Genomic DNA, 19186 nt, shown 5'->3' with positions numbered 1-19186 from the left:
ATCTCCACCGCCGTGGGATGCAATGATGAGCAACCAGATACCGGTACATGACGTTACCCCGCCTGCCAAAAACGCCAGCAGTGCTGACACCAAGACTGTCGACCTGTACGCCTCGCGCGAAAAAATCTACACCCGCGCCTTCACTGGCCTGTTCCGCAACCTGCGCATGCTCGGCGGCGCCGGCCTGTTCCTGCTCTACTTCGGCACGGTGTGGCTGAACTGGGGCGGCCACCAGGCGGTGTGGTGGAACCTGCCGGAACGTAAGTTCTTTATTTTCGGCGCGACCTTCTGGCCCCAGGACTTCATCCTGCTGTCGGGCATCCTGATCGTCGCGGCGTTTGGCCTGTTCTTCATCACGGTGTACGCCGGCCGCGTGTGGTGCGGGTATACCTGCCCGCAAAGCGTGTGGACATGGATCTTCATGTGGTGCGAAAAGGTCACCGAAGGCGACCGCAACCAGCGCATCAAGCTGGACAAGGCGCCCATGGGGGCCAACAAGTTCCTGCGCAAATTCAGCAAGCACACGCTGTGGCTGTTGATCGGTTTTGTCACCGGCATGACCTTTGTCGGCTACTTCTCGCCGATCCGCGAGCTGGTGTTCGACTTCTTCACCGGCCAGGCCGACGGCTGGTCGTATTTCTGGGTCGGCTTCTTCACCCTCGCCACCTATGGCAACGCCGGCTGGCTGCGCGAGCAGGTGTGCATCTACATGTGCCCGTATGCACGCTTCCAGAGCGTGATGTTCGACAAGGACACCCTGATCGTTTCCTACGATCCACGCCGTGGCGAAGTGCGTGGCCCGCGTAAAAAAGGCACCGACTACAAGGCCCAGGGCCTGGGTGACTGCATCGACTGTACAATGTGCGTCCAGGTATGCCCCACCGGTATCGACATCCGCGACGGCCTGCAAATCGAGTGCATCGGTTGCGCCGCCTGTATCGACGCCTGCGACACCATCATGGACAAGATGGAATACCCGCGCGGCCTGATCAGCTACACCACCGAGCACAACCTGTCGGGGCAGAAAACCCACAAGTTGCGCCCACGCCTGATCGGTTATGCCCTGGTGTTGCTGGCGATGATCAGCCTGTTGGCCGGGGCGTTCTTCATGCGTTCGCTGGTGGGCTTCGACGTGAGCAAGGACCGCGTGCTGTACCGCGAAAACGCCGAAGGCCGCATCGAAAACGTCTACAGCCTGAAGATCATGAACAAGGACCAGCGCGATCACACCTACGTGCTCGACGCCGCCGGCCTGCCGGACCTCAAGCTGCAAGGTCGACGTGAAATCAGAGTGGCGGCGGGCGATATCGTCAGCATGCCGGTGGAGCTGTCGAGTGCACCGGAGCAACTGCCGTCGAGTACCAACGAGGTGAAATTCATCCTCACCGATGCCGATGACGCCAGCGTCCACGTTGAAGCCAAGAGCCGATTCATCGGCCCACAAGTTCGATAACGAGAGAACTGAACAATGCCCGTAGCCACTGCCGCAAGCCCCTGGTACAAGCACCTCTGGCCCTGGATCATCATTGGGATCCTGGCCTGCTCGGTGACTTTGACCTTGTCCATGGTGACCATCGCGGTGAACAACCCGGACAACCTGGTCAACGACAACTACTACGAGGCCGGCAAAGGCATCAACCGCTCCCTGGACCGCGAACGGTTGGCCCAGACCCTGCAACTGCGCGCCAAGCTGCACCTGGATGAGCTGACCGGCGAAGTCGAGCTGCAACTTACCGGCTACAGCAACCCGAACACCCTGGAACTGAACCTGATCTCCCCGACCCAGCCGGAGAAGGATCGCAAGATCAACCTGACCCGCAGCGACAGCGAACCGGGCCGCTACATCGGTCAGGTCACCGACAAGGTCGAAGGCCGCCGCTTCGTGGAATTGCTGGGCGTGGAAGGCGACAGGACCTGGCGCCTGTTCGAGGAAGAAGAAGTCAGCCACGACAAGGACTTGCTACTGGGTGATGAACCGTTGCAGGGTGCTGAAGACCTGAAAAAATAGCAGCGCCCATGACCAGCCCAACCCCCTGCTACCACTGCGCCCTGCCCGTCCCGTCCGGCAGTCGGTTCACCGCCGTGATCCTCGGCGAGCGCCGCGAGCTGTGCTGCCCCGGCTGCCAGGCCGTGGCCGAAGCGATTGTGGCCGGTGGGCTGGAAAGCTATTACCAGCACCGCAGCGAAGCCTCGGCCAACCCCGAGACGCTGCCGGTGCAACTGGTGGATGAACTGGCGCTGTATGACCGCGCCGACGTGCAAAAACCCTTCGTGCACCACGAAGGCGACCTCGCCGAAACCACCCTGCTGATGGAAGGCATCAGTTGCGCCGCCTGTGGCTGGTTGATCGAAAAACACCTGCGCAGCCTGCCCGCCGTGGCCGAGGCGCGGCTGAACCTGTCCAACCATCGCCTGCAGGTGCGCTGGGCCGACGGGCAATTGCCGTTGAGCCAGGTGCTCAGTGAACTGCGCCATATCGGCTATGCCGCCCACCCGTATCAAGCAGACCGTGCGGCCGAGCAACTGGCCAGCGAGAACCGCCTGGCCCTGCGCCAGCTGGGGGTCGCCGGACTGCTGTGGTTCCAGGCGATGATGGCGACCATGGCCACCTGGCCGGAATTCAATATCGACCTGAGCCCCGAGCTGCATGTGATCCTGCGCTGGGTGGCAATGTTTCTGACCACCCCCATCGTGTTCTACAGCTGTGCGCCGTTCTTCAAGGGCGCCATGCGCGACGTGCGTACGCGTCACCTGACCATGGACGTGTCGGTGTCCCTGGCCATTGGCGGGGCTTACCTGGCCGGGATCTGGACCGCAATCACCGGCGTGGGCGAGTTGTATTTCGATGCGGTGGGCATGTTTGCGCTGTTCCTGCTGGCCGGTCGCTACCTGGAGCGCCGTGCCCGGGAGCGCACGGCCGCCGCCACCGCGCAGTTGGTCAACCTGCTGCCCGCCTCATGCCTGCGCCTCAAAGGTGACGGCCAGAGCGAACGCATTCTCTTGAGCGAACTGGCGCTGGGCGACCGCGTGCTGGTGCATCCGGGCGCGGTTCTGCCGGCAGATGGGGTGATCCTCGACGGCCGCTCCAGCATCGATGAATCGCTGCTCACCGGTGAGTACCTGCCGCTGCCGCGCCAAACCGGTGATGCCGTCACCGCCGGCACGCTGAACGTCGAAGGCGCGTTGACCGTCGAAGTCCGCGCCCTGGGCCACGAGACCCGCCTGTCCGCCATCGTACGCCTGCTGGAGCGGGCCCAGGCCGAGAAGCCGCGCCTGGCGCAGATCGCCGACCGCGCCGCGCAGTGGTTCCTGTTGTGTTCGCTGATTGCCGCGGCGGTGATCGGCCTGTTGTGGTGGGAGCTGGATTCATCGCGGGCGTTCTGGATCGTGCTGGCAATGCTGGTGGCCACCTGCCCCTGCGCGTTGTCCCTGGCCACGCCGACCGCCCTCACCGCCGCCACCGGCACCCTGCACAAGCTCGGGCTATTGCTGACCCGTGGCCATGTGCTCGAAGGCCTGAACCAGATCGACACGGTGATTTTCGACAAGACCGGCACCCTCACCGAAGGCCGCCTGGCGTTGAAAGCGATCCGGCCCCTGGCCGCTCTGAACAGCGACGAATGCCTGGGCCTCGCCGCCGCCCTGGAAAACCGCTCCGAACACCCGATTGCCCGCGCCTTCGGGCGTGCGCCGCTGGCCGCCGACGAGGTGCTCAGTTCCCCGGGCCTTGGCCTGGAAGGCCGTGTCGGCACACGCCAGTTGCGCATCGGCCAGCCGGGGTTTGTTTGTGCACTCAGTGGTTGCCCGATTCCCGCCGCTCCGGAGGATGACGGCCAATGGCTGCTGCTGGGCGACGGCGGCGGTGCCCTGGCCTGGTTCGTCCTCGACGACCGCCTGCGCAGCGATGCCCCTGCCCTGCTGGCCGCCTGCAAGGCGCGTGGTTGGCGCACGCTGCTGCTGTCGGGGGACAGTTCGCCGATGGTCGCCAGCGTCGCCGCTGAACTGGGTATCGATGAAGCCCACGGCGGCCTGCGCCCAGACGACAAGCTCCACGTGCTGCAACAACTGCACAAGGAAGGCCGCAAGGTGCTGATGCTCGGCGATGGCGTCAACGATGTGCCGGTGCTGGCCGCCGCCGACATCAGCGTGGCCATGGGCTCGGCCACCGACCTGGCCAAGACCAGCGCCGATGCGGTGCTGCTGTCCAACCGCCTGGATGCCCTGGTGCAAGCCTTCACCCTGGCGCGGCGCACCCGCCGGGTGATCATTGAAAACCTGCTGTGGGCGGGACTGTACAATGGCCTTATGCTGCCGTTTGCCGCCCTCGGTTGGATCACTCCGATCTGGGCGGCGATCGGCATGTCCCTCAGTTCGTTGACCGTGGTGCTCAATGCCCTGCGCCTGACTCGCCTGCCGAGTGCGCAGGCCAGAAGCGCCCCTTTGGTAACCCGTCCGCTGCCGGCTTGAGCCGCGCGGGCATGGAGTGCAGATGCCAGCTCTATACGTGATGATTCCGGCGGCGCTGCTGTTAGTGGGCGTGGCCATCTACATCTTCTTCTGGGCGGTGGACAGCGGCCAGTACGACGACCTCGACGGCCCGGCCCACAGCGTGCTGTTCGACGACCAGGACCCGAACCACCTGGCGGCCGTCGACGAAGCCAACGGCCCCGAGCAACCGCCCGTGCCCAAAGCCCCACCCCATGCTTGAGCTGGCGCCGCTGCTGGTCTCTGCGCTGATCCTCGGCCTGCTGGGCGGCGGCCATTGCCTGGGCATGTGCGGCGGGCTGATGGGCGCGCTGACCCTGGCGATTCCCAAGGAACAGCGCAGCCGCCGGTTCCGCCTGCTGCTGGCGTACAACCTGGGGCGCATCCTCAGCTATGCCACCGCGGGGTTATTGATCGGCCTGGCCGGCTGGGCGGTGGCCAACAGCCCGGCGGCCCTGTTCATGCGTGTGCTCGCCGGGTTGCTGTTGATCTGCATGGGGCTGTACCTGGCCGGTTGGTGGAGCGGCCTCACCCGTATCGAAAGCCTCGGGCGCGGCCTGTGGCGCTGCATACAGCCCGTCGCCAACCGTTTGCTGCCGGTATCCAGCCTGCCCCGCGCGCTGCTGCTGGGCGCGCTGTGGGGCTGGTTGCCGTGCGGGCTGGTCTACAGCACCCTGCTGTGGGCCGCCAGCCAGGGTAATGCGCTGGACAGTGCGCTGCTGATGCTGGCTTTTGGCTTAGGCACATGGCCGGTACTGCTGGCGACCGGGTTGGCGGCCGAACGCGTGACCGCGTTATTGCGCAAGCGCAGCGTGCGGATGGCCGGTGGCCTGCTGGTGATTGTTTTCGGTATCTGGACCCTGCCAGGTCCGCACCAGCACTGGCTGATGGGCCATTAAAAGGCTATGTGGCATAGCGCCGCTCCCCGTTGATGCAAATCAAGATGCCCTACCGGCCACGCCCCTAGACTCGGCTCACTAGCCTATCCGGGGAATGCCCGCATGCTCGACGCCATTCGTTGGGACTCACATCTGATTCACCGCTACGACCTGGCGGGACCGCGCTACACGTCCTACCCCACCGCCGTACAATTCGACAGCCAGGTCGGCACCTTCGACCTGCTCCACGCCCTGCGCGAAAGCCGCAAGGCCACGCGACCGTTGTCGCTGTATGTGCATGTGCCGTTCTGCGCGAACATTTGCTACTACTGCGCGTGCAACAAGGTGATCACCAAGGACCGCGGCCGCGCCCAGGCCTACCTGCAACGCCTGGAGCAGGAGATTCAGTTGGTGGCCTGCCACCTCGACCCGAAACAGTCGGTTGAACAACTGCACTTCGGCGGCGGCACCCCGACCTTTCTCAGCCACGACGAACTGCGCCAGGTCATGGGCAGCCTGCGCCAGCACTTCAATCTGCTCGACGACGACTCCGGCGACTACAGCATCGAGATCGACCCGCGCGAAGCCGACTGGGCGACCATGGGCCTGCTGCGTGAACTGGGCTTCAACCGGGTGAGCATCGGCCTGCAAGACCTCGACCCGGACGTGCAGCGCGCGGTCAACCGCCTGCAAAGCCTGGAAGAAACCCGCGCGGTGATCGACGCCGCGCGCACCCTGCAGTTTCGCTCGATCAATATCGACCTGATCTACGGCCTGCCCAAGCAGACGCCGATCAACTTCGCGCGCACCGTGGAGGAAGTGATCAAGCTGCAGCCGGACCGCCTGTCGGTGTTCAACTACGCGCATCTGCCGGAACGCTTCATGCCCCAACGACGGATCAACAGCGAGGAACTGCCGTCGCCGGAATCCAAGCTGCTGATGCTGCAGACCACCATCGAGCAACTGACCCAGGCCGGCTACCGCTATATCGGCATGGACCACTTCGCCCTGCCGGACGACGAACTCGCCATTGCCCAGGAAGAAGGCACGCTGCAACGTAACTTCCAGGGCTACACCACCCACGGCCATTGCGACCTGATCGGCCTCGGCGTGTCAGCCATCAGCCAGATCGGCGACCTGTACTGCCAGAACAGCAGTGACCTGAACGGCTATCAGAACGCCCTGGCCAACGCCCAACTGGCCACCAGCCGTGGTTTGATCTGCACCACCGACGACCGCTTACGTCGGGAAGTGATCCAGCAGTTGATCTGCACGTTCAGCCTGGCCTTCGAGCAGATCGAACAGGCGTTCAACATTGATTTTCGCGGGTATTTCGACGAGGTCTGGCCGCAACTTGAGGCGATGGCGCAAGACGGCCTGATCGAACTGGATGCCCAAGGCATTCGCGTGCTGCCCGCCGGACGGCTGCTGGTGCGTTCGGTCTGCATGGTGTTCGATGCGTACCTGGAGCACCAGAACCGGCAGCGGTTTTCGCGGGTGATCTAGTTACATCGACAACGACGCGGCTTTGAGCGCGTCATCGGCGCTCATGGTCTTCATCGCTTTGGCCAGAGAGGTCTGGGCCGTCATCAAACCTGCCTGCAACGAACTGATCGCGCCTTGCACATTGGCGGTCTTGGCCCGGGCCTGCTCCGGGGTCAAGCTTTTGTCTGCCGCGATCGCCTGAAGCTCAGCCATTTTCTCGGCGATCTGCTGTTTCAGCTTGCGGATCATTTTCAGCACCTGCTTGACGTTATCGTCCAGGCCGCTGTCGTCGATATCGGCATTCGCGCTTTTGGGCGCCCCGGCCGCCTTGAACGCTGCGGCGGAAATAGTCACCGTCACCCCTTCAATCACCTTGGTTTCAGGCGCCGGCGCGGTCACGGGCAGCTTTTCCTCGGCCTCGGCAGCGGGCTTCAAGTCCTGCACGCTGGGTACACGGATGGCAGGGTTGTAAGCCGCGATAACAGACATGATCCGAGCTCCGAATGGTAGATGTGCAACTGTATCGGCATCGGTACAAAAAGCTTTATACCGTTGCTTGTTTTTTGTACAGGCTGGCTTCACTGCCCACCAGTGCGGTACCCTTACGTATTATGTGTGTTTTCCCACAAGGATTTAAGAAATGTCCGAGCCAGTCAAACTGCGCGCTCACAGCCAGGCTCACTGCAAGGATTGCAGCCTGGCTCCCCTCTGCCTGCCACTTTCGCTGAATCTGGAAGACATGGAAGCGTTGGACGAAATCGTTAAACGCGGTCGCCCGCTGAAGAAAGGCGAGTTTCTGTTTCGCCAGGGGGACAAGTTCGATTCCGTCTATGCAGTACGTTCGGGTGCGCTGAAGACCTTCAGCCTGAGCGACAGCGGCGAAGAGCAGATCACCGGTTTCCACCTGCCCAGCGAGCTGGTCGGGTTATCGGGCATGGACACCGAGATTCACCCGGTGTCGGCCCAGGCCCTGGAAACCACGTCGGTGTGCGAAATCCCCTTCGAGCGCCTGGACGAACTGGCCCTGCAATTGCCACAACTGCGCCGTCAGTTGATGCGCGTGATGAGCCGCGAGATTCGTGACGACCAGCAGATGATGCTGCTGTTGTCGAAGAAAACCGCCGACGAGCGCATCGCCACCTTCCTGGTCAACCTGTCGGCGCGGTTCCGTGCCCGTGGTTTCTCGGCCAACCAGTTCCGCCTGAGCATGTCGCGCAACGAAATCGGCAATTACCTGGGCCTGGCAGTGGAAACCGTATCCCGTGTGTTTACCCGCTTCCAGCAGAGCGAACTGCTGGCCGCCGAAGGCAAGGAAGTGCACATCCTCGACCCGATCCAGCTGTGCGCACTCGCCGGTGGTTCCTTGGAAGGCTGATGCAGACGCTTGCGGCCGCGCCAATCGGTGAGGCCGCAGGTATACTTCGAGTCCGTTTTCCGCCCAGGACTCTTCGACGATGACTTTCGATTCGTTCGACATCAAATCCCTGATCCGCCCCGTCATCGACTTCCCCAAGCCTGGGGTGATCTTTCGTGACATCACACCGCTGTTCCAATCGCCCAAGGCCCTGCGCCTGGTGGCAGACACCTTTGCCCATCGCTATGTCGAGGCCGATTTCAGCCATATCGGCGCGATGGATGCGCGCGGCTTCCTGATCGGCTCGATCATCGCCTACCAACTGAACAAGCCGCTGATCCTGTTCCGCAAGCAGGGCAAGCTGCCGGCTGACGTGCTGTCCGAGGGTTACCAGACCGAATACGGCGAGGCCTTCCTCGAAGTGCATGCCGACAGCCTGTGCGAAGGTGATTCGGTGCTGATGTTCGATGACCTGATCGCCACGGGCGGTACCTTGATCGCGGCGGCCAACCTGGTGCGACGCATGGGGGCGAAGATCTTTGAAGCGGCGGCGATCATTGACCTGCCGGAACTCGGCGGCTCGCAACGCCTGGAAGACATGGGTATCCCGACGTTTTGCCTGACCCGCTTTGCCCTCACCGAGCGGTAACGGTTGCGCGGACTGACGCTATCAGGGGCAAGTGGATTCGCCGCACTGCCCCTCCCACATTTGATCCTGCGCTGATCGTTAGAGCGCGATCGGTTTACGACCGGCGAACGAATGCGCCAACGTGCCGCCGTCCACCAACTCCAACTCGCCCCCCAGCGGCACGCCATGGGCGATTCGCGAAGTGACCAGGCCTTTGTTGCTCAGCAGTTGGGCGATGTAATGCGCGGTGGCTTCACCTTCCACGGTCGGGTTGGTGGCTAGGATCACCTCGGTAAAGGTGCCCTGCGCCTCGATACGCGCCACCAACTGCGGAATGCCGATGGCCTCCGGCCCCAGCCCATCGAGCGGCGAGAGGTGGCCCTTGAGCACGAAGTAGCGCCCGCGATAACCAGTCTGCTCCACCGCGTACACATCCATCGGCCCTTCCACCACGCACAGCAGCGTGTCGTCGCGGCGCGGGTCGGCGCATTGCGGGCAGAGTTCTTCTTCGGTGAGGGTCCGACACTGGCGGCAGTGACCCACCCCGATCATGGCCTGGCTCAAGGCCTGGGCCAGCCGGGTACCGCCGCTGCGATCACGCTCCAACAGTTGCAGCGCCATGCGTTGGGCGGTTTTCTGACCGACACCCGGCAACGTGCGCAGGGCGTCGATCAGTTGGCGAATCAGGGGGCTGAAGCTCATGGGCGAGTGGTCCGACAAAACAACGAGACGCGGTTTATACCCGCGCCTCGGATTAGCGTCAAATGCTCAATCCTGCGCGACCCGTACCACCAACTTGCCGAAGTTGCGCCCTTCCAGCAAACCGATAAAGGCTTCGGGCGCCTGCTCCAGGCCCTCGACCACGTCTTCGCGGAACTTGATCTTGCCGTCGCGTACCCACGGCGCCATGGCGCTGAGGAACTCCGGCTGGCGGTCACCGTAGTCGTCAAACACGATAAAGCCCTGGATCCGTACACGCTTGGTCAACAACGTGCGTTGCAGCGCCGGCAAGCGGTCAGGCCCGCTGGGCGCTTCATGGGCGTTATAGCCGGCGATCAGCCCGCACAGGGGGATGCGCGCCTTGGGGTTGAGCAACGGCAGCACGGCGTCGAACACCTTGCCACCGACGTTTTCGAAATAAATGTCCACGCCCTTGAAGCAGGCCTGGGCCAAGTCGTCGGCAAACGTTGCGCTTTTGTGGTCGATGCAGGCATCAAAACCCAATTCGTCCACCACGTAGCGGCACTTCTCGGCACCGCCCGCAATCCCGACCACACGCAGGCCCTTGAGCTTGGCCACCTGGCCGACCACCGAACCCACCGCGCCGGAGGCAGCCGCCACCACCAGGGTTTCTCCGGCTTTCGGCTGGCCGATGTCCATCAGGCCCATGTAGGCGGTCATGCCCGGCATGCCCAGTACCCCCAGGGCCATGGACGGGCTGGCCAGGCCATTGGGCACCGGGATCAGGTTGCGGCCGTCGGAAATGCTGTGGCTCTGCCAACCGGTTGCGCCGACGACCAGATCACCCACCTCGAATTTCGGATTACGCGATTGCTCGACACGGCTGACAGCCCCGCCGGTCATCACCTCGTCGATTTCCACCGGCGCGGCGTAGGACGGTGCGTCGCTCATGCGCCCGCGCATATAAGGGTCGAGGGAGAGGTAGAGCGTCTTCAGCAGGACCTGGCCGTCTGCCAATTCCGGCAAGGTCACCCGTTCCAGGCGGAAGTTTTCCGGCGTGGGTGCGCCTTGAGGGCGTGAGACCAGGACAATGCGCTGGTTCAAAGTCGGTTCGTGAGGCATGAAGGGCTCCTTGATCGAATCTATCGGTATAGGGTGCAGACCATGGGTGCCGCGCCAGGGTTCGATTGGATTGGCGCACACAAACAAAAATGCCAGGCACGAGGCCTGGCATTGGAGTCTAGCTAAAGCCTGGCGATCAGAACGGCAGCTTCATGCCCGGTGGCAGTTGCATGCCGGCGGTCACGCCGGACATTTTGTCCTGGCTGTTGGCTTCGATCTTGCGCACGGCGTCGTTGACGGCCGCGGCGAACAGCGCCTCGAGCATTTCCAGGTCATCTTCGCCCACGCCTGGCAATACGCTTGGGTCGATGCTCACGCGCTTGATGTCGTGACGACCGGTCATCACCACACTGACCATATCGCCACCGGCTTTACCGGTGACTTCGGCGTTGGCCAGCTCTTCCTGCATCTTGGCCATCTTTTCCTGCATCTGCTGCGCCTGCTTCATCAGGCCGGCCATGCCACCTTTCATCATGGGAATCACCTCAAAAGTACGTGGATCAATGAATAGCCCGGTGTCAGGACGCCTGGGGCACCGGGGCTTCGACAGGTTCAATTGTATCTTGGCGAACGACCGCACCGAACTGCTGCATCATTTGCTGGATGAGCGGATCGTCGTGGATCGAGTCCTCCGCCTCGCGCTGGCGGTTGATACGCCGGCGGGTCGCGGCCTGGGCCGGGGTTTCCTGCTCGGGCTTGATCAACTCGATGGCGATGGTCAGCGTGCGCCCATGGTACTGGTTCAGGGCGTCATTGAGGCGCCGCTGCTGGGTCGCGTTGAACAGGGCGCTGTGGGCCGGGTCCAGGTGCAACAGCCAGTGGTCGCCGTCGATGGCGATCAGGGTGCAGTTGGCGGCGATGCTGCCGGTCATGCCGGAAATCGGCAGTTTCGGGAACAGCTCCAGCCATTGCAGGGCCAGGCCGGTGGCCGGTGCCGCAGCAGGCTCCGCCTCGTGTTCCGGGGCCGGCTCGGCGGTGTGCTCGCTGGCCAGGTCGTCCAGGTAGCTGTAGGCCGAATCCATGTCCGGCTCGATGTAATCTTCGTCCAGCGGCGGTTCGTCGTCGAGGTCGATGCCGGGGGTTGCGGCTTCGACTTGGGCCACGGTCGGCTCGGGAACCGGGGCCGACACCCACTCGGGGGCGGCCGGTACCACGCTGTCCGGCGTCGGCGCAGGCATCGGCGTCAGCTCAGGCTGCTCGCCAGCGGTTTCCAGTACCGGCTCGACATAGGGCTGCTGTTCGACCTCGACCTCAGCGTCTACCGGGTCATTCCAGGGCAGGTCGACGACAGGCTCGGGCTCGACAACCGGTTCCGGCTCAACCACCGCTGCCGCCACTACCGGTGCCGGCTCAGGCGCCGGCGCAACAGGGGCAGCAACCACTGGCGCGACCACCGCCGCGCCAGCCACTGGTTTGGCGGAATCAACTGTGGCCTGGCTGATCCCCACTGGCTTTAGCGGCTGTCTCGGTGCGTCCGCCGAATCGGCAGGCCGGAAGGCCAGCATCCGCAGCAGGACCATCTCGAAGCCTCCGCGCGGGTCGGGCGCCAAAGGCAGGTCGCGACGACCGATCAGGCCCATCTGGTAGTAGAACTGCACGTCTTCGGCTGGCAACGCCTGGGCCAGGGCCAACACGCGGTCGCGGTCGCCATGGCCGTTGTCGACACCTTCCGGCAACGCCTGGGCGATGGCGACACGGTGCAGCACATTGAGGATTTCCGAGAGCACGCCGTTCCAGTCCGGGCCTTGCTCCGACAGGTGGCGCACGGCTTCGAGCAACGCCTTGGCATCGCCCTCGATCAGCGCATGCAGCACGTCGAACACCTGGCCGTGGTCCAGGGTGCCGAGCATGGCGCGCACATCGGCAGCCATGACCTTGCCTTCACCAAAGGCAATGGCCTGGTCGGTGAGGCTCATGGCATCGCGCATCGAGCCATCGGCGGCGCGGCCCAGCAGCCACAGTGCGTCGTCTTCGAACGGTACGTTCTCGACGCCCAGCACGTGGGTCAAATGCTCCACCACGCGCTCGGGGGTCATGTTCTTCAGGGAGAACTGCAGGCACCGCGACAAGATCGTTGCAGGCAGTTTCTGCGGGTCGGTGGTGGCCAGGATGAATTTGACGTAGGGCGGCGGCTCTTCCAGGGTTTTCAACAAGGCGTTGAAGGAATGGCTGGAAAGCATGTGCACTTCGTCGATCAGGTAGACCTTGAAGCGGCCACGGCTGGGCGCGTACTGCACATTGTCGAGCAGCTCGCGGGTGTCTTCGACCTTGGTGCGGCTCGCGGCGTCGATCTCGATCAGGTCGACGAAACGCCCTTCGTCGATCTCGCGGCACACCGAGCAGGTGCCGCAGGGCGTCGAGGTGATACCGGTTTCACAGTTCAGGCATTTGGCGATGATGCGCGCAATGGTGGTCTTGCCCACTCCCCGGGTACCGGTGAACAGGTAGGCGTGGTGCAGCCGCTGGCTGTCCAAGGCATTGATCAGAGCCTTGAGCACATGGGTCTGGCCGACCATTTCGCGGAACGAGCGCGGACGCCATTTACGTGCAAGAACCTGATAACTCATCGAAAACCGTCGCAACTGGGAAGCGGAAGCGGGTAATGCTAGCGGAGCAAGGGGGAAATTGCATCCGGCACGCTCGCCTAATCTGACTAAGCTCTGCTGACTGGCCCCGAAAAGGCCTGAACCCGGAGAGTGTATGCGCGTAGTCCTGGGCGCTTTATGGATGATGACCACGGCTTGCCTGGCGGCGCCTGCACCGCTGCGTTTCTCGGTTTCCGACAGTTGGGCGATGCCCATGGTGCAGGTCGAGAACGGCCGGCCTACACAGGGGATTTTGTATGATTTGATGCTGAGCCTGGCCACCCAGGTCGGCCAGCCGGCGGAATTCCACGTGCTGGCCCGCGCCCGTATCGCCACGGCCATGGTGCACGGGGATATTGATGTGCGCTGTTATGTCACCCACGCGTGGGTCGACAACCTGTCCGGCGACTACATCTGGAGCTTGCCTTTAATGGTGCAGCGCAATGTGCTGGTCAGTGTGCGCAACCAGCCGGTGCAGGTGCTCAAGCTGACACCCCAGCCGATCGGCACGGTGCTCAACTATCGCTATGGCGCCCTCGACCCACTGTTTGCCAGCGGCCAACTCACCCGCGACGACGCCCGCAGCGAAGAACAGGTGCTGCACAAGCTGGTGGCGGGGCGATTCAACTACGCGGTGAGCAATGAATGGATCGTCGACCGTTTCAACCAGAAAATGCCGATCAGCCAGCGCTTGCACAAAGTTGCGCTGATTGAGGAGCAAAACCTCGGCTGCATCGTGCGCAACGATCCCGACGTACCGGCCCAAAAGATCCTGCGCACCTTGCTGCGGATGAAAATGTCCGGCGAAATCGACGACATCATCAAGCTATACACTGGCGAAGACCCGGTCTCCCTGCACGCTCCTGACAAAAACTGACAGGCACTCCTTATAGACTCGGCGCCACACCACGCCCGTTCTCAAGGAGCCCACATGAACACCCTCGCCCATTACTTCCTGCTGTACGTCGACAGCCCGGCCACCAGTGCCAATTTCTATAGCCGCCTGCTGGGCAAGCCGCCGGTCGAATTGAACCCGACCTTTGCCCTGTTCATTCTGGACAACGGCGTAAAGCTCGGGCTGTGGTCGCGTCATACTGTCGAGCCGGCAGCCCGGTTCACAGGCGGTGGCGGTGAAGTGGGCTTCTCGCTGCCCGACACGGCCGCCGTGGACGCGTTGCACGACCAATGGGCAGAACAGGGCGCCATCATTGTCCAGTCACCGACGCCCATGGACTTCGGCTACACCTTCGTCGCCCAGGACCTCGACGGCCACCGCTTGCGCGCGTTTTGCCTGAACGACTGACCGCCAGCGCCCCTCCAGGCTGATGGCCGCCACGCTGGCCAGCACGATCACAGCGCCCAGCATCACCTGCACGGCAATGTGTTCGCCCAGCAACGTCGCGGCCATCACCATTGCCACCGGCGGGATCAGGTACATCGCCACCGACGCGCGACTGACCTCCACATGCTTCAACACATACCCCCAGGCCAGATACGCCAAGGCGCTGGGGAAAATGCCGAGCACCAGCACCGCCACGTTCTCCGCCAACGGCGCCTGCACCACTGCAGCCGGCAGGCCCGGCAGGTTCACACACAGCATCAGGGTGCCCGCCCACACCATGTAGCACGCCATGGTCAGCGGACTGTAGCGGTGGGCATAGTGCTTCTGCAGGGCGAAATACACGCTCCACGACACCGCCGCCAGCAGGATCAACAAGCCACGCGGGTCGATCTCACCCAGCCCCTGATCCCCCCAGATCACCACCAGCACGCCGAGCAGCCCCAGCAAGACGCAGCCCCAGCGCCAGGCACTGACCCGCTCCTTCAGGCAGAAAAACGCGATCAGCACACTGAACAACGGCGCCGACTGCGCCAGGACGCTGGACGCCGCTGCCGTTACCCATTGCTGCCCATAGTTGAGGCTGGTGTGATGCAGGAACACGCCGAAGAACCCCAGCACCAACAACCACGGAACATCCCGCAGGCGCGGCCGACCGATGCCCATCACCAGTGCCACACCGCCCATGAACAGCGAGGCAATCAAAAACCTTAACAACGCCAATTGGCCCGGACTGTAGCTGTGCAGCCCCATGTGCACGCCAATCGGCGAATAGGCCCAACACAGGATGACGCTGGCGATGACTAGCGTAAGCTTTACGGGTGAAGGGCTATTCATCGACGGCGTCCAGAAACTGGGAAGGAGTGCCGTCAGTCTTGGCCCGAGTAAGGCGCAGGACAATTAACCGTTTCTGACTTCTGCAATCACTGGAACTGAGCAATGGAACTGGCCCAACTGAAAATGGTGCGAGCCGTGGCGCAAACCGGCAGCGTGGCCCAGGCGGCCGTGCTGCTGCATTGCGTGCCGTCCAACATCACCACGCGCATCAAGCAGCTGGAAGGCGAGCTGGGCACACCGCTGTTCATCCGGGCCGGGCGTGGACTGGCCATCAGTGCCGCCGGTGAGATTTTCCTGGATTACTGCGAGCGCATCCTGGCGCTGGTGGATGAGTCCAAACGCGCCGTGGACGCCAATGCCATTCCCCGTGGCACCTTGCGTATCGGCGCGGTGGAGTCCAGCGCCAGCGGGCGTTTGCCGCCCCTGCTGGCGGAGTATCACCGGCGCTACCCCGATGTCAGCCTGGAACTGGTGACCGGCGCCTGGGGCCCGTTGCTCGACGACCTGCAACACCACCGCCTGGATGTGGCGCTGGTGGCCGCCGGCAACAAACGCACCAAGCTCGAACACAGCGTGGTCTACAGCGAGCGCCTGGTGCTGATCGCCAGCGCGTCCAGCGCCCCCATCAGTGGCGCCGAGGACCTCGCCGGCCGCACCCTGCTGGTATGGCCACCCGGTTGCCCGTATCGCGCCGCCCTGGAAAACTGGGTCAAGCCCCATGACTTCAAGCCGATCATCGCCAGTTATGCCAGCTGGGGCACGATCATCGGCTGCGTCAGCGCGGGGATTGGCGTAGCGTTGGCGCCAGAGGGCATCCTGGCCCGCTATGAGCAGGCCAACCAGCTGGCGTCCTATCGATTTGAAGAGCTGGCGGCCGTGGATAACCTGTTGTTCTGGCACAAGGACACCCAGCGGCATCTGGCCCGGGATGCGTTTGCCGAGCTGTTGCGGGAGACTTTTGGCTAACTCGCAACATGTTGTTTCGGTTATCCTCCAGCGAAATTAATTCAAAATGTAAGGGACTACCATGAATTACTTCCGCCTGTTGTTGGCGGCGGCTGCTCTGAGCCTGCCTGCCGCACCTGCCGTTGCTGCTGCCTCGCCTGCCCCCGTTGAAGCCAGTGCCCCCGCCGAAACAGCCGAGCACTTTCTGGCGTCACTCAAGCAAAAGACCGGCACGGTCACCCTGCCCAGCGGCATCGCCACCCTCAAGCTCACCGACGAGTTCTACTACCTCGACCCCGCCGATACCGAGCGCTTGCTGACCGATGGCTGGGGCAACCCGCCGGGCTTCAAGACCCTGGGCATGATCGTGCCCAAAGCCGTCAGCCCATTGTCGGAACGCGGCTGGGGCGTGATCGTGAGCTACAAGGCTGATGGGCATATTTCCGACGAAGATGCGGCAAAAATCGACTACGCCGACCTGCTCAAGCAGATGCAGGAAGAAGATGAAGCAGAGAACCAGGAGCGCCAGAAACAAGGCTACGCCGGCCTGCATCTGCTGGGCTGGGCCGAGCCGCCACACTACGACGACACCACCCACAAGATGTACTGGGCCCGCGAACTGAAGGCCGACGACGCCGACCAGACCACCCTCAACTACAGCATCCGCGTGTTGGGCCGTGAAGGGGTGCTGGAACTCAATGCCGTCGCCGCCATGGCCGACCTGGCCACCATCCAGCAGGAACTGCCCAAGGTCCTGGCTTTTACCAACTTCACCGACGGTAACCTCTATACCGACTTCAACCCGAAAACCGACAAGCTTGCCACTTACGGCCTCGCCGCGTTGGTTGCCGGTGGGATCGCCGCCAAGGCCGGGCTATTTGCCAAGATCGGTATCTTCCTGCTGGCTGCGAAGAAGTTCCTGGTGATCGGCGTAGTGGCGCTGCTCGCAGTGATTCGCAAGCTGTTCAACCGCAACAAGGCCTGAACCCCAGGCACAAAAACGCCGCAGCGTGCCCGGCACACTGCGGCGATTGGGATGACTCAGTTGGGCGCGACCAGTCGACTGTATTGATCCTGGCTGATCCAGCCGCTGAACGAGCGGTCGTCGGCATTGATGAACTCGACCTGGGCCCAACCGTCCTTGAAGGCCAGCACACCGACCACATCGCGCTTGACGATATACGGACGCTTGGCGGCCTTGGCGCCTGGGGTTTTCAGCAGGTAAGCCTTGTCGGCGGATACCGTCACCAGGCCGATCCATTGTTTGCTGGCGGTCTGGGTCAGGTCCAGGCCGGTGGCAATCTCCGGCATCAGCACATTCAGGCAGCCGGGGTGCTGGCGGCCCTCTTCCACCGTGAGGGTCACGCCATCGGACGAAGGCGCCAGGCTGCCGGGGTGCGCCTCGTCAAGCCACGTGGTGAGCGCCTCAGGCTTGCCTTGCAGGTAAAACGCGCAACGGCGGGTGACGCCCTCGCCCATGGCTTCCGAATAGAACCCTTCGACCTGATGCTCCGGCGTCACCGCCAGCATCAGCCCTTCGTACTTGCCCGAATGCAACGCGGCCGGACCGGCCAAGGCAAGGCCCACGGCGCACAACGACAACACACCTATCGCTAGAAAACGGATCATCCTATTTTTTCCCTTCAAGTTTTTCGTAGGCTTTTTGCATAAGGACGTCGTAGTTGCCGTAGTCCTCGCCGTTATAGTTACGTGCCATGCCGGTAAAATCCTTGGCTTTCATGGCCTTCATCAATGCAGGGCTCTTGCTGCAAAAACCGAGGAAGGCTTTTAGTTGGTTGCCGGCATTTACCTTTAATGCTGCGGCGAACTCAAACACCGTCTTGTAACCGCACGACGCGTAGTTGAAGCCCATGATCTGGAACATGCCCCACGACGCCGACATGAGTGCCGCTTCCTGATCCAGGGCAAACGCGGTGGCCATGGTTTCCCAAGCCTTGATCTGGTCCTTGTTATTGGCCTGCCACTGCGGCCCGGCCTTTTTCTTGTAGGGGTAGGACAGCAGCGGGTGCGCCTGGTCGTAGATGTGCTTGGTGTACTTGCGAAACAAGTGCCCTTCAAACGCGATCACCGGCAACTTGGCCGGCCCGAACCCGGAACGCCCACCTGATTCCACGGTGGCGAAGGCCTTGATGATATTCACCGAAATACCGCTGCCCAACTGCGTGGCGGCATTCTGAAAGTCCGTTTCGCTGAGGGTCATACCCCCGTCGCACGTGGCCTGGAGCATCAACTGCCGGTTACGTCGCTCGGCCTCGATCATCGCGCGCATGCGGTCCAGGTACACATTGACCGTGGCCTGCACCGCATCGCCCTGATTGTTGCCGAATGCATTGAGAAAACTCGGGATGCGCATCGTCGGGAAGGCCTTCACCGGTACCTTCACCGCTTCTTCGATCAGGCTATTGAACGTGCGACCGGTGGGGTCGACCACGCCATCGGGATGGGCATACTTGAGGTGGCGAAACTGGTATTGGCTGATGCACTGTACCAACTGGCCATCGCACTTGCCGTTTTCGGCCAGCGGGAAACCCATCTTGGGAATGATCAGATTGAATAAATACTGGATGCACTGCACATCGGCGGGCAAGTTGCGGGCTTTACCCGGCGCACCTACCGAGGCACTGATAAGACGGGGTAACCCTTGCAGGCTTTTCATCACAGACATCCTTGTTAGTTAAAGAAGTGATGGCACTTCAATATCAAGTCGGCGCCAATGTCATATTCTGAAACAAGTGGCCGGCGGAAACTAACAAGGCGGTTTGGGGTTGTAAAGCAGGACGTATGAAAGTTGTGAGATAGCTATCGAACAATAAACAACGACCGACC

The 19186-nt window shown here is 62.6% G+C and carries 20 protein-coding genes; 12 read left to right on the top strand and 8 right to left on the bottom strand.

The window, feature by feature from the left end:
- Positions 1–25 precede the first annotated feature (25 nt).
- From ccoG to hemN, 6 genes are all read left to right on the top strand, one after another.
- A complete protein-coding gene (gene ccoG / locus V3W40_RS10015; protein WP_027603729.1) occupies positions 26–1453 on the top strand; it encodes a cytochrome c oxidase accessory protein CcoG in 1428 nt (475 codons plus the stop codon).
- 15 nt (positions 1454–1468) lie between these two features.
- The gene (locus V3W40_RS10010; protein ID WP_065924741.1) at positions 1469–2008 is read left to right on the top strand and encodes a FixH family protein; all 540 of its coding nucleotides are present in this window, start codon (positions 1469–1471) and stop codon (positions 2006–2008) included.
- Positions 2009–2016: 8 nt separating this feature from the next.
- Positions 2017–4467: a heavy metal translocating P-type ATPase gene (locus V3W40_RS10005; RefSeq protein ID WP_330214965.1), complete on the top strand. Its 2451-nt coding sequence runs from the start codon at positions 2017–2019 to the stop codon at positions 4465–4467.
- 22 nt (positions 4468–4489) lie between these two features.
- Positions 4490–4708: a cbb3-type cytochrome oxidase assembly protein CcoS gene (gene ccoS / locus V3W40_RS10000; protein WP_065924743.1), complete on the top strand. Its 219-nt coding sequence runs from the start codon at positions 4490–4492 to the stop codon at positions 4706–4708.
- Complete coding sequence (locus tag V3W40_RS09995; RefSeq protein WP_065924744.1) at positions 4701–5384, top strand: sulfite exporter TauE/SafE family protein; 684 nt, start codon at positions 4701–4703, stop codon at positions 5382–5384. The genes ccoS and V3W40_RS09995 overlap by 8 nt, the downstream gene beginning before the upstream one ends.
- Positions 5385–5486: 102 nt before the next feature.
- Complete coding sequence (gene hemN / locus V3W40_RS09990) at positions 5487–6869, top strand: oxygen-independent coproporphyrinogen III oxidase (RefSeq protein WP_065946877.1); 1383 nt, start codon at positions 5487–5489, stop codon at positions 6867–6869.
- Here the strand turns inward: hemN and V3W40_RS09985 are convergent, their stop codons facing one another.
- Positions 6870–7337, bottom strand: coding sequence for a hypothetical protein (locus V3W40_RS09985; protein ID WP_083221141.1), 468 nt, complete (start codon positions 7335–7337; stop codon positions 6870–6872). It lies immediately after the preceding gene.
- Between the two features lie 151 nt (positions 7338–7488).
- Here V3W40_RS09985 and fnr point away from each other — a divergent pair, with 151 nt between their 5' ends.
- Positions 7489–8223 (top strand): fumarate/nitrate reduction transcriptional regulator Fnr, encoded by a 735-nt coding sequence (gene fnr, locus V3W40_RS09980; protein WP_065924746.1) that lies wholly within the window; start codon positions 7489–7491, stop codon positions 8221–8223.
- Positions 8224–8302: 79 nt separating this feature from the next.
- Positions 8303–8851: an adenine phosphoribosyltransferase gene (locus tag V3W40_RS09975; protein WP_027603721.1), complete on the top strand. Its 549-nt coding sequence runs from the start codon at positions 8303–8305 to the stop codon at positions 8849–8851.
- A gap of 78 nt (positions 8852–8929) precedes the next feature.
- Here the strand turns inward: V3W40_RS09975 and recR are convergent, their stop codons facing one another.
- The 4 genes from recR to dnaX form a co-directional block, all read right to left on the bottom strand.
- Complete coding sequence (gene recR, locus V3W40_RS09970; protein ID WP_137212089.1) at positions 8930–9532, bottom strand: recombination mediator RecR; 603 nt, start codon at positions 9530–9532, stop codon at positions 8930–8932.
- A gap of 66 nt (positions 9533–9598) precedes the next feature.
- Positions 9599–10633: an NADP-dependent oxidoreductase gene (locus V3W40_RS09965; protein ID WP_065924748.1), complete on the bottom strand. Its 1035-nt coding sequence runs from the start codon at positions 10631–10633 to the stop codon at positions 9599–9601.
- Between the two features lie 136 nt (positions 10634–10769).
- Positions 10770–11108: a YbaB/EbfC family nucleoid-associated protein gene (locus V3W40_RS09960; protein ID WP_003193199.1), complete on the bottom strand. Its 339-nt coding sequence runs from the start codon at positions 11106–11108 to the stop codon at positions 10770–10772.
- Between the two features lie 43 nt (positions 11109–11151).
- Positions 11152–13200 carry a DNA polymerase III subunit gamma/tau gene (gene dnaX, locus V3W40_RS09955; RefSeq protein ID WP_330214964.1) on the bottom strand — a complete coding sequence of 683 codons (2049 nt, stop codon included), beginning with the start codon at positions 13198–13200 and terminating at the stop codon, positions 11152–11154.
- A 133-nt stretch (positions 13201–13333) separates the two neighbouring features.
- On the opposite strand from dnaX, the gene V3W40_RS09950 reads away from it, so the two are divergent.
- Both V3W40_RS09950 and V3W40_RS09945 read left to right on the top strand, forming a co-directional pair.
- Entirely contained in the window at positions 13334–14095 is a 762-nt protein-coding gene (locus tag V3W40_RS09950) for a substrate-binding periplasmic protein (protein ID WP_330214963.1), read from the top strand.
- A 54-nt stretch (positions 14096–14149) separates the two neighbouring features.
- Positions 14150–14521, top strand: a complete 372-nt coding sequence (locus V3W40_RS09945; RefSeq protein ID WP_065924751.1) for a VOC family protein — start codon at positions 14150–14152, stop codon at positions 14519–14521.
- On the opposite strand, the gene V3W40_RS09940 is transcribed toward V3W40_RS09945, so the two are convergent.
- Positions 14435–15394 carry a DMT family transporter gene (locus V3W40_RS09940; RefSeq protein WP_330214962.1) on the bottom strand — a complete coding sequence of 320 codons (960 nt, stop codon included), beginning with the start codon at positions 15392–15394 and terminating at the stop codon, positions 14435–14437. The genes V3W40_RS09945 and V3W40_RS09940 overlap by 87 nt on opposite strands.
- Before the next feature lie 102 nt (positions 15395–15496).
- Between V3W40_RS09940 and V3W40_RS09935 the strand changes: the two genes are divergently transcribed.
- A complete protein-coding gene (locus V3W40_RS09935) occupies positions 15497–16360 on the top strand; it encodes a LysR family transcriptional regulator (RefSeq protein ID WP_315871602.1) in 864 nt (287 codons plus the stop codon).
- A 61-nt stretch (positions 16361–16421) separates the two neighbouring features.
- Positions 16422–17324: a DUF2167 domain-containing protein gene (locus V3W40_RS09930; RefSeq protein WP_330214961.1), complete on the top strand. Its 903-nt coding sequence runs from the start codon at positions 16422–16424 to the stop codon at positions 17322–17324.
- Between the two features lie 56 nt (positions 17325–17380).
- Here V3W40_RS09930 and V3W40_RS09925 read toward each other — a convergent pair whose 3' ends face one another.
- Together V3W40_RS09925 and V3W40_RS09920 are read right to left on the bottom strand one after the other, a co-directional pair.
- Positions 17381–17968: a hypothetical protein gene (locus tag V3W40_RS09925; protein ID WP_330214960.1), complete on the bottom strand. Its 588-nt coding sequence runs from the start codon at positions 17966–17968 to the stop codon at positions 17381–17383.
- 1 nt (position 17969) lies between these two features.
- Positions 17970–19016, bottom strand: coding sequence for an N-acetylmuramidase family protein (locus tag V3W40_RS09920; protein ID WP_065940659.1), 1047 nt, complete (start codon positions 19014–19016; stop codon positions 17970–17972).
- Positions 19017–19186: the final 170 nt, after the last annotated feature.

This window comes from Pseudomonas sp. AM8 (assembly GCF_036346475.1).
In the GTDB taxonomy this organism is placed as follows: domain Bacteria; phylum Pseudomonadota; class Gammaproteobacteria; order Pseudomonadales; family Pseudomonadaceae; genus Aquipseudomonas; species Aquipseudomonas marginalis.
The sequence above is the reverse complement of the archived record's forward strand: the minus strand, read 5'-3'. Positions and strand labels throughout refer to the sequence as shown.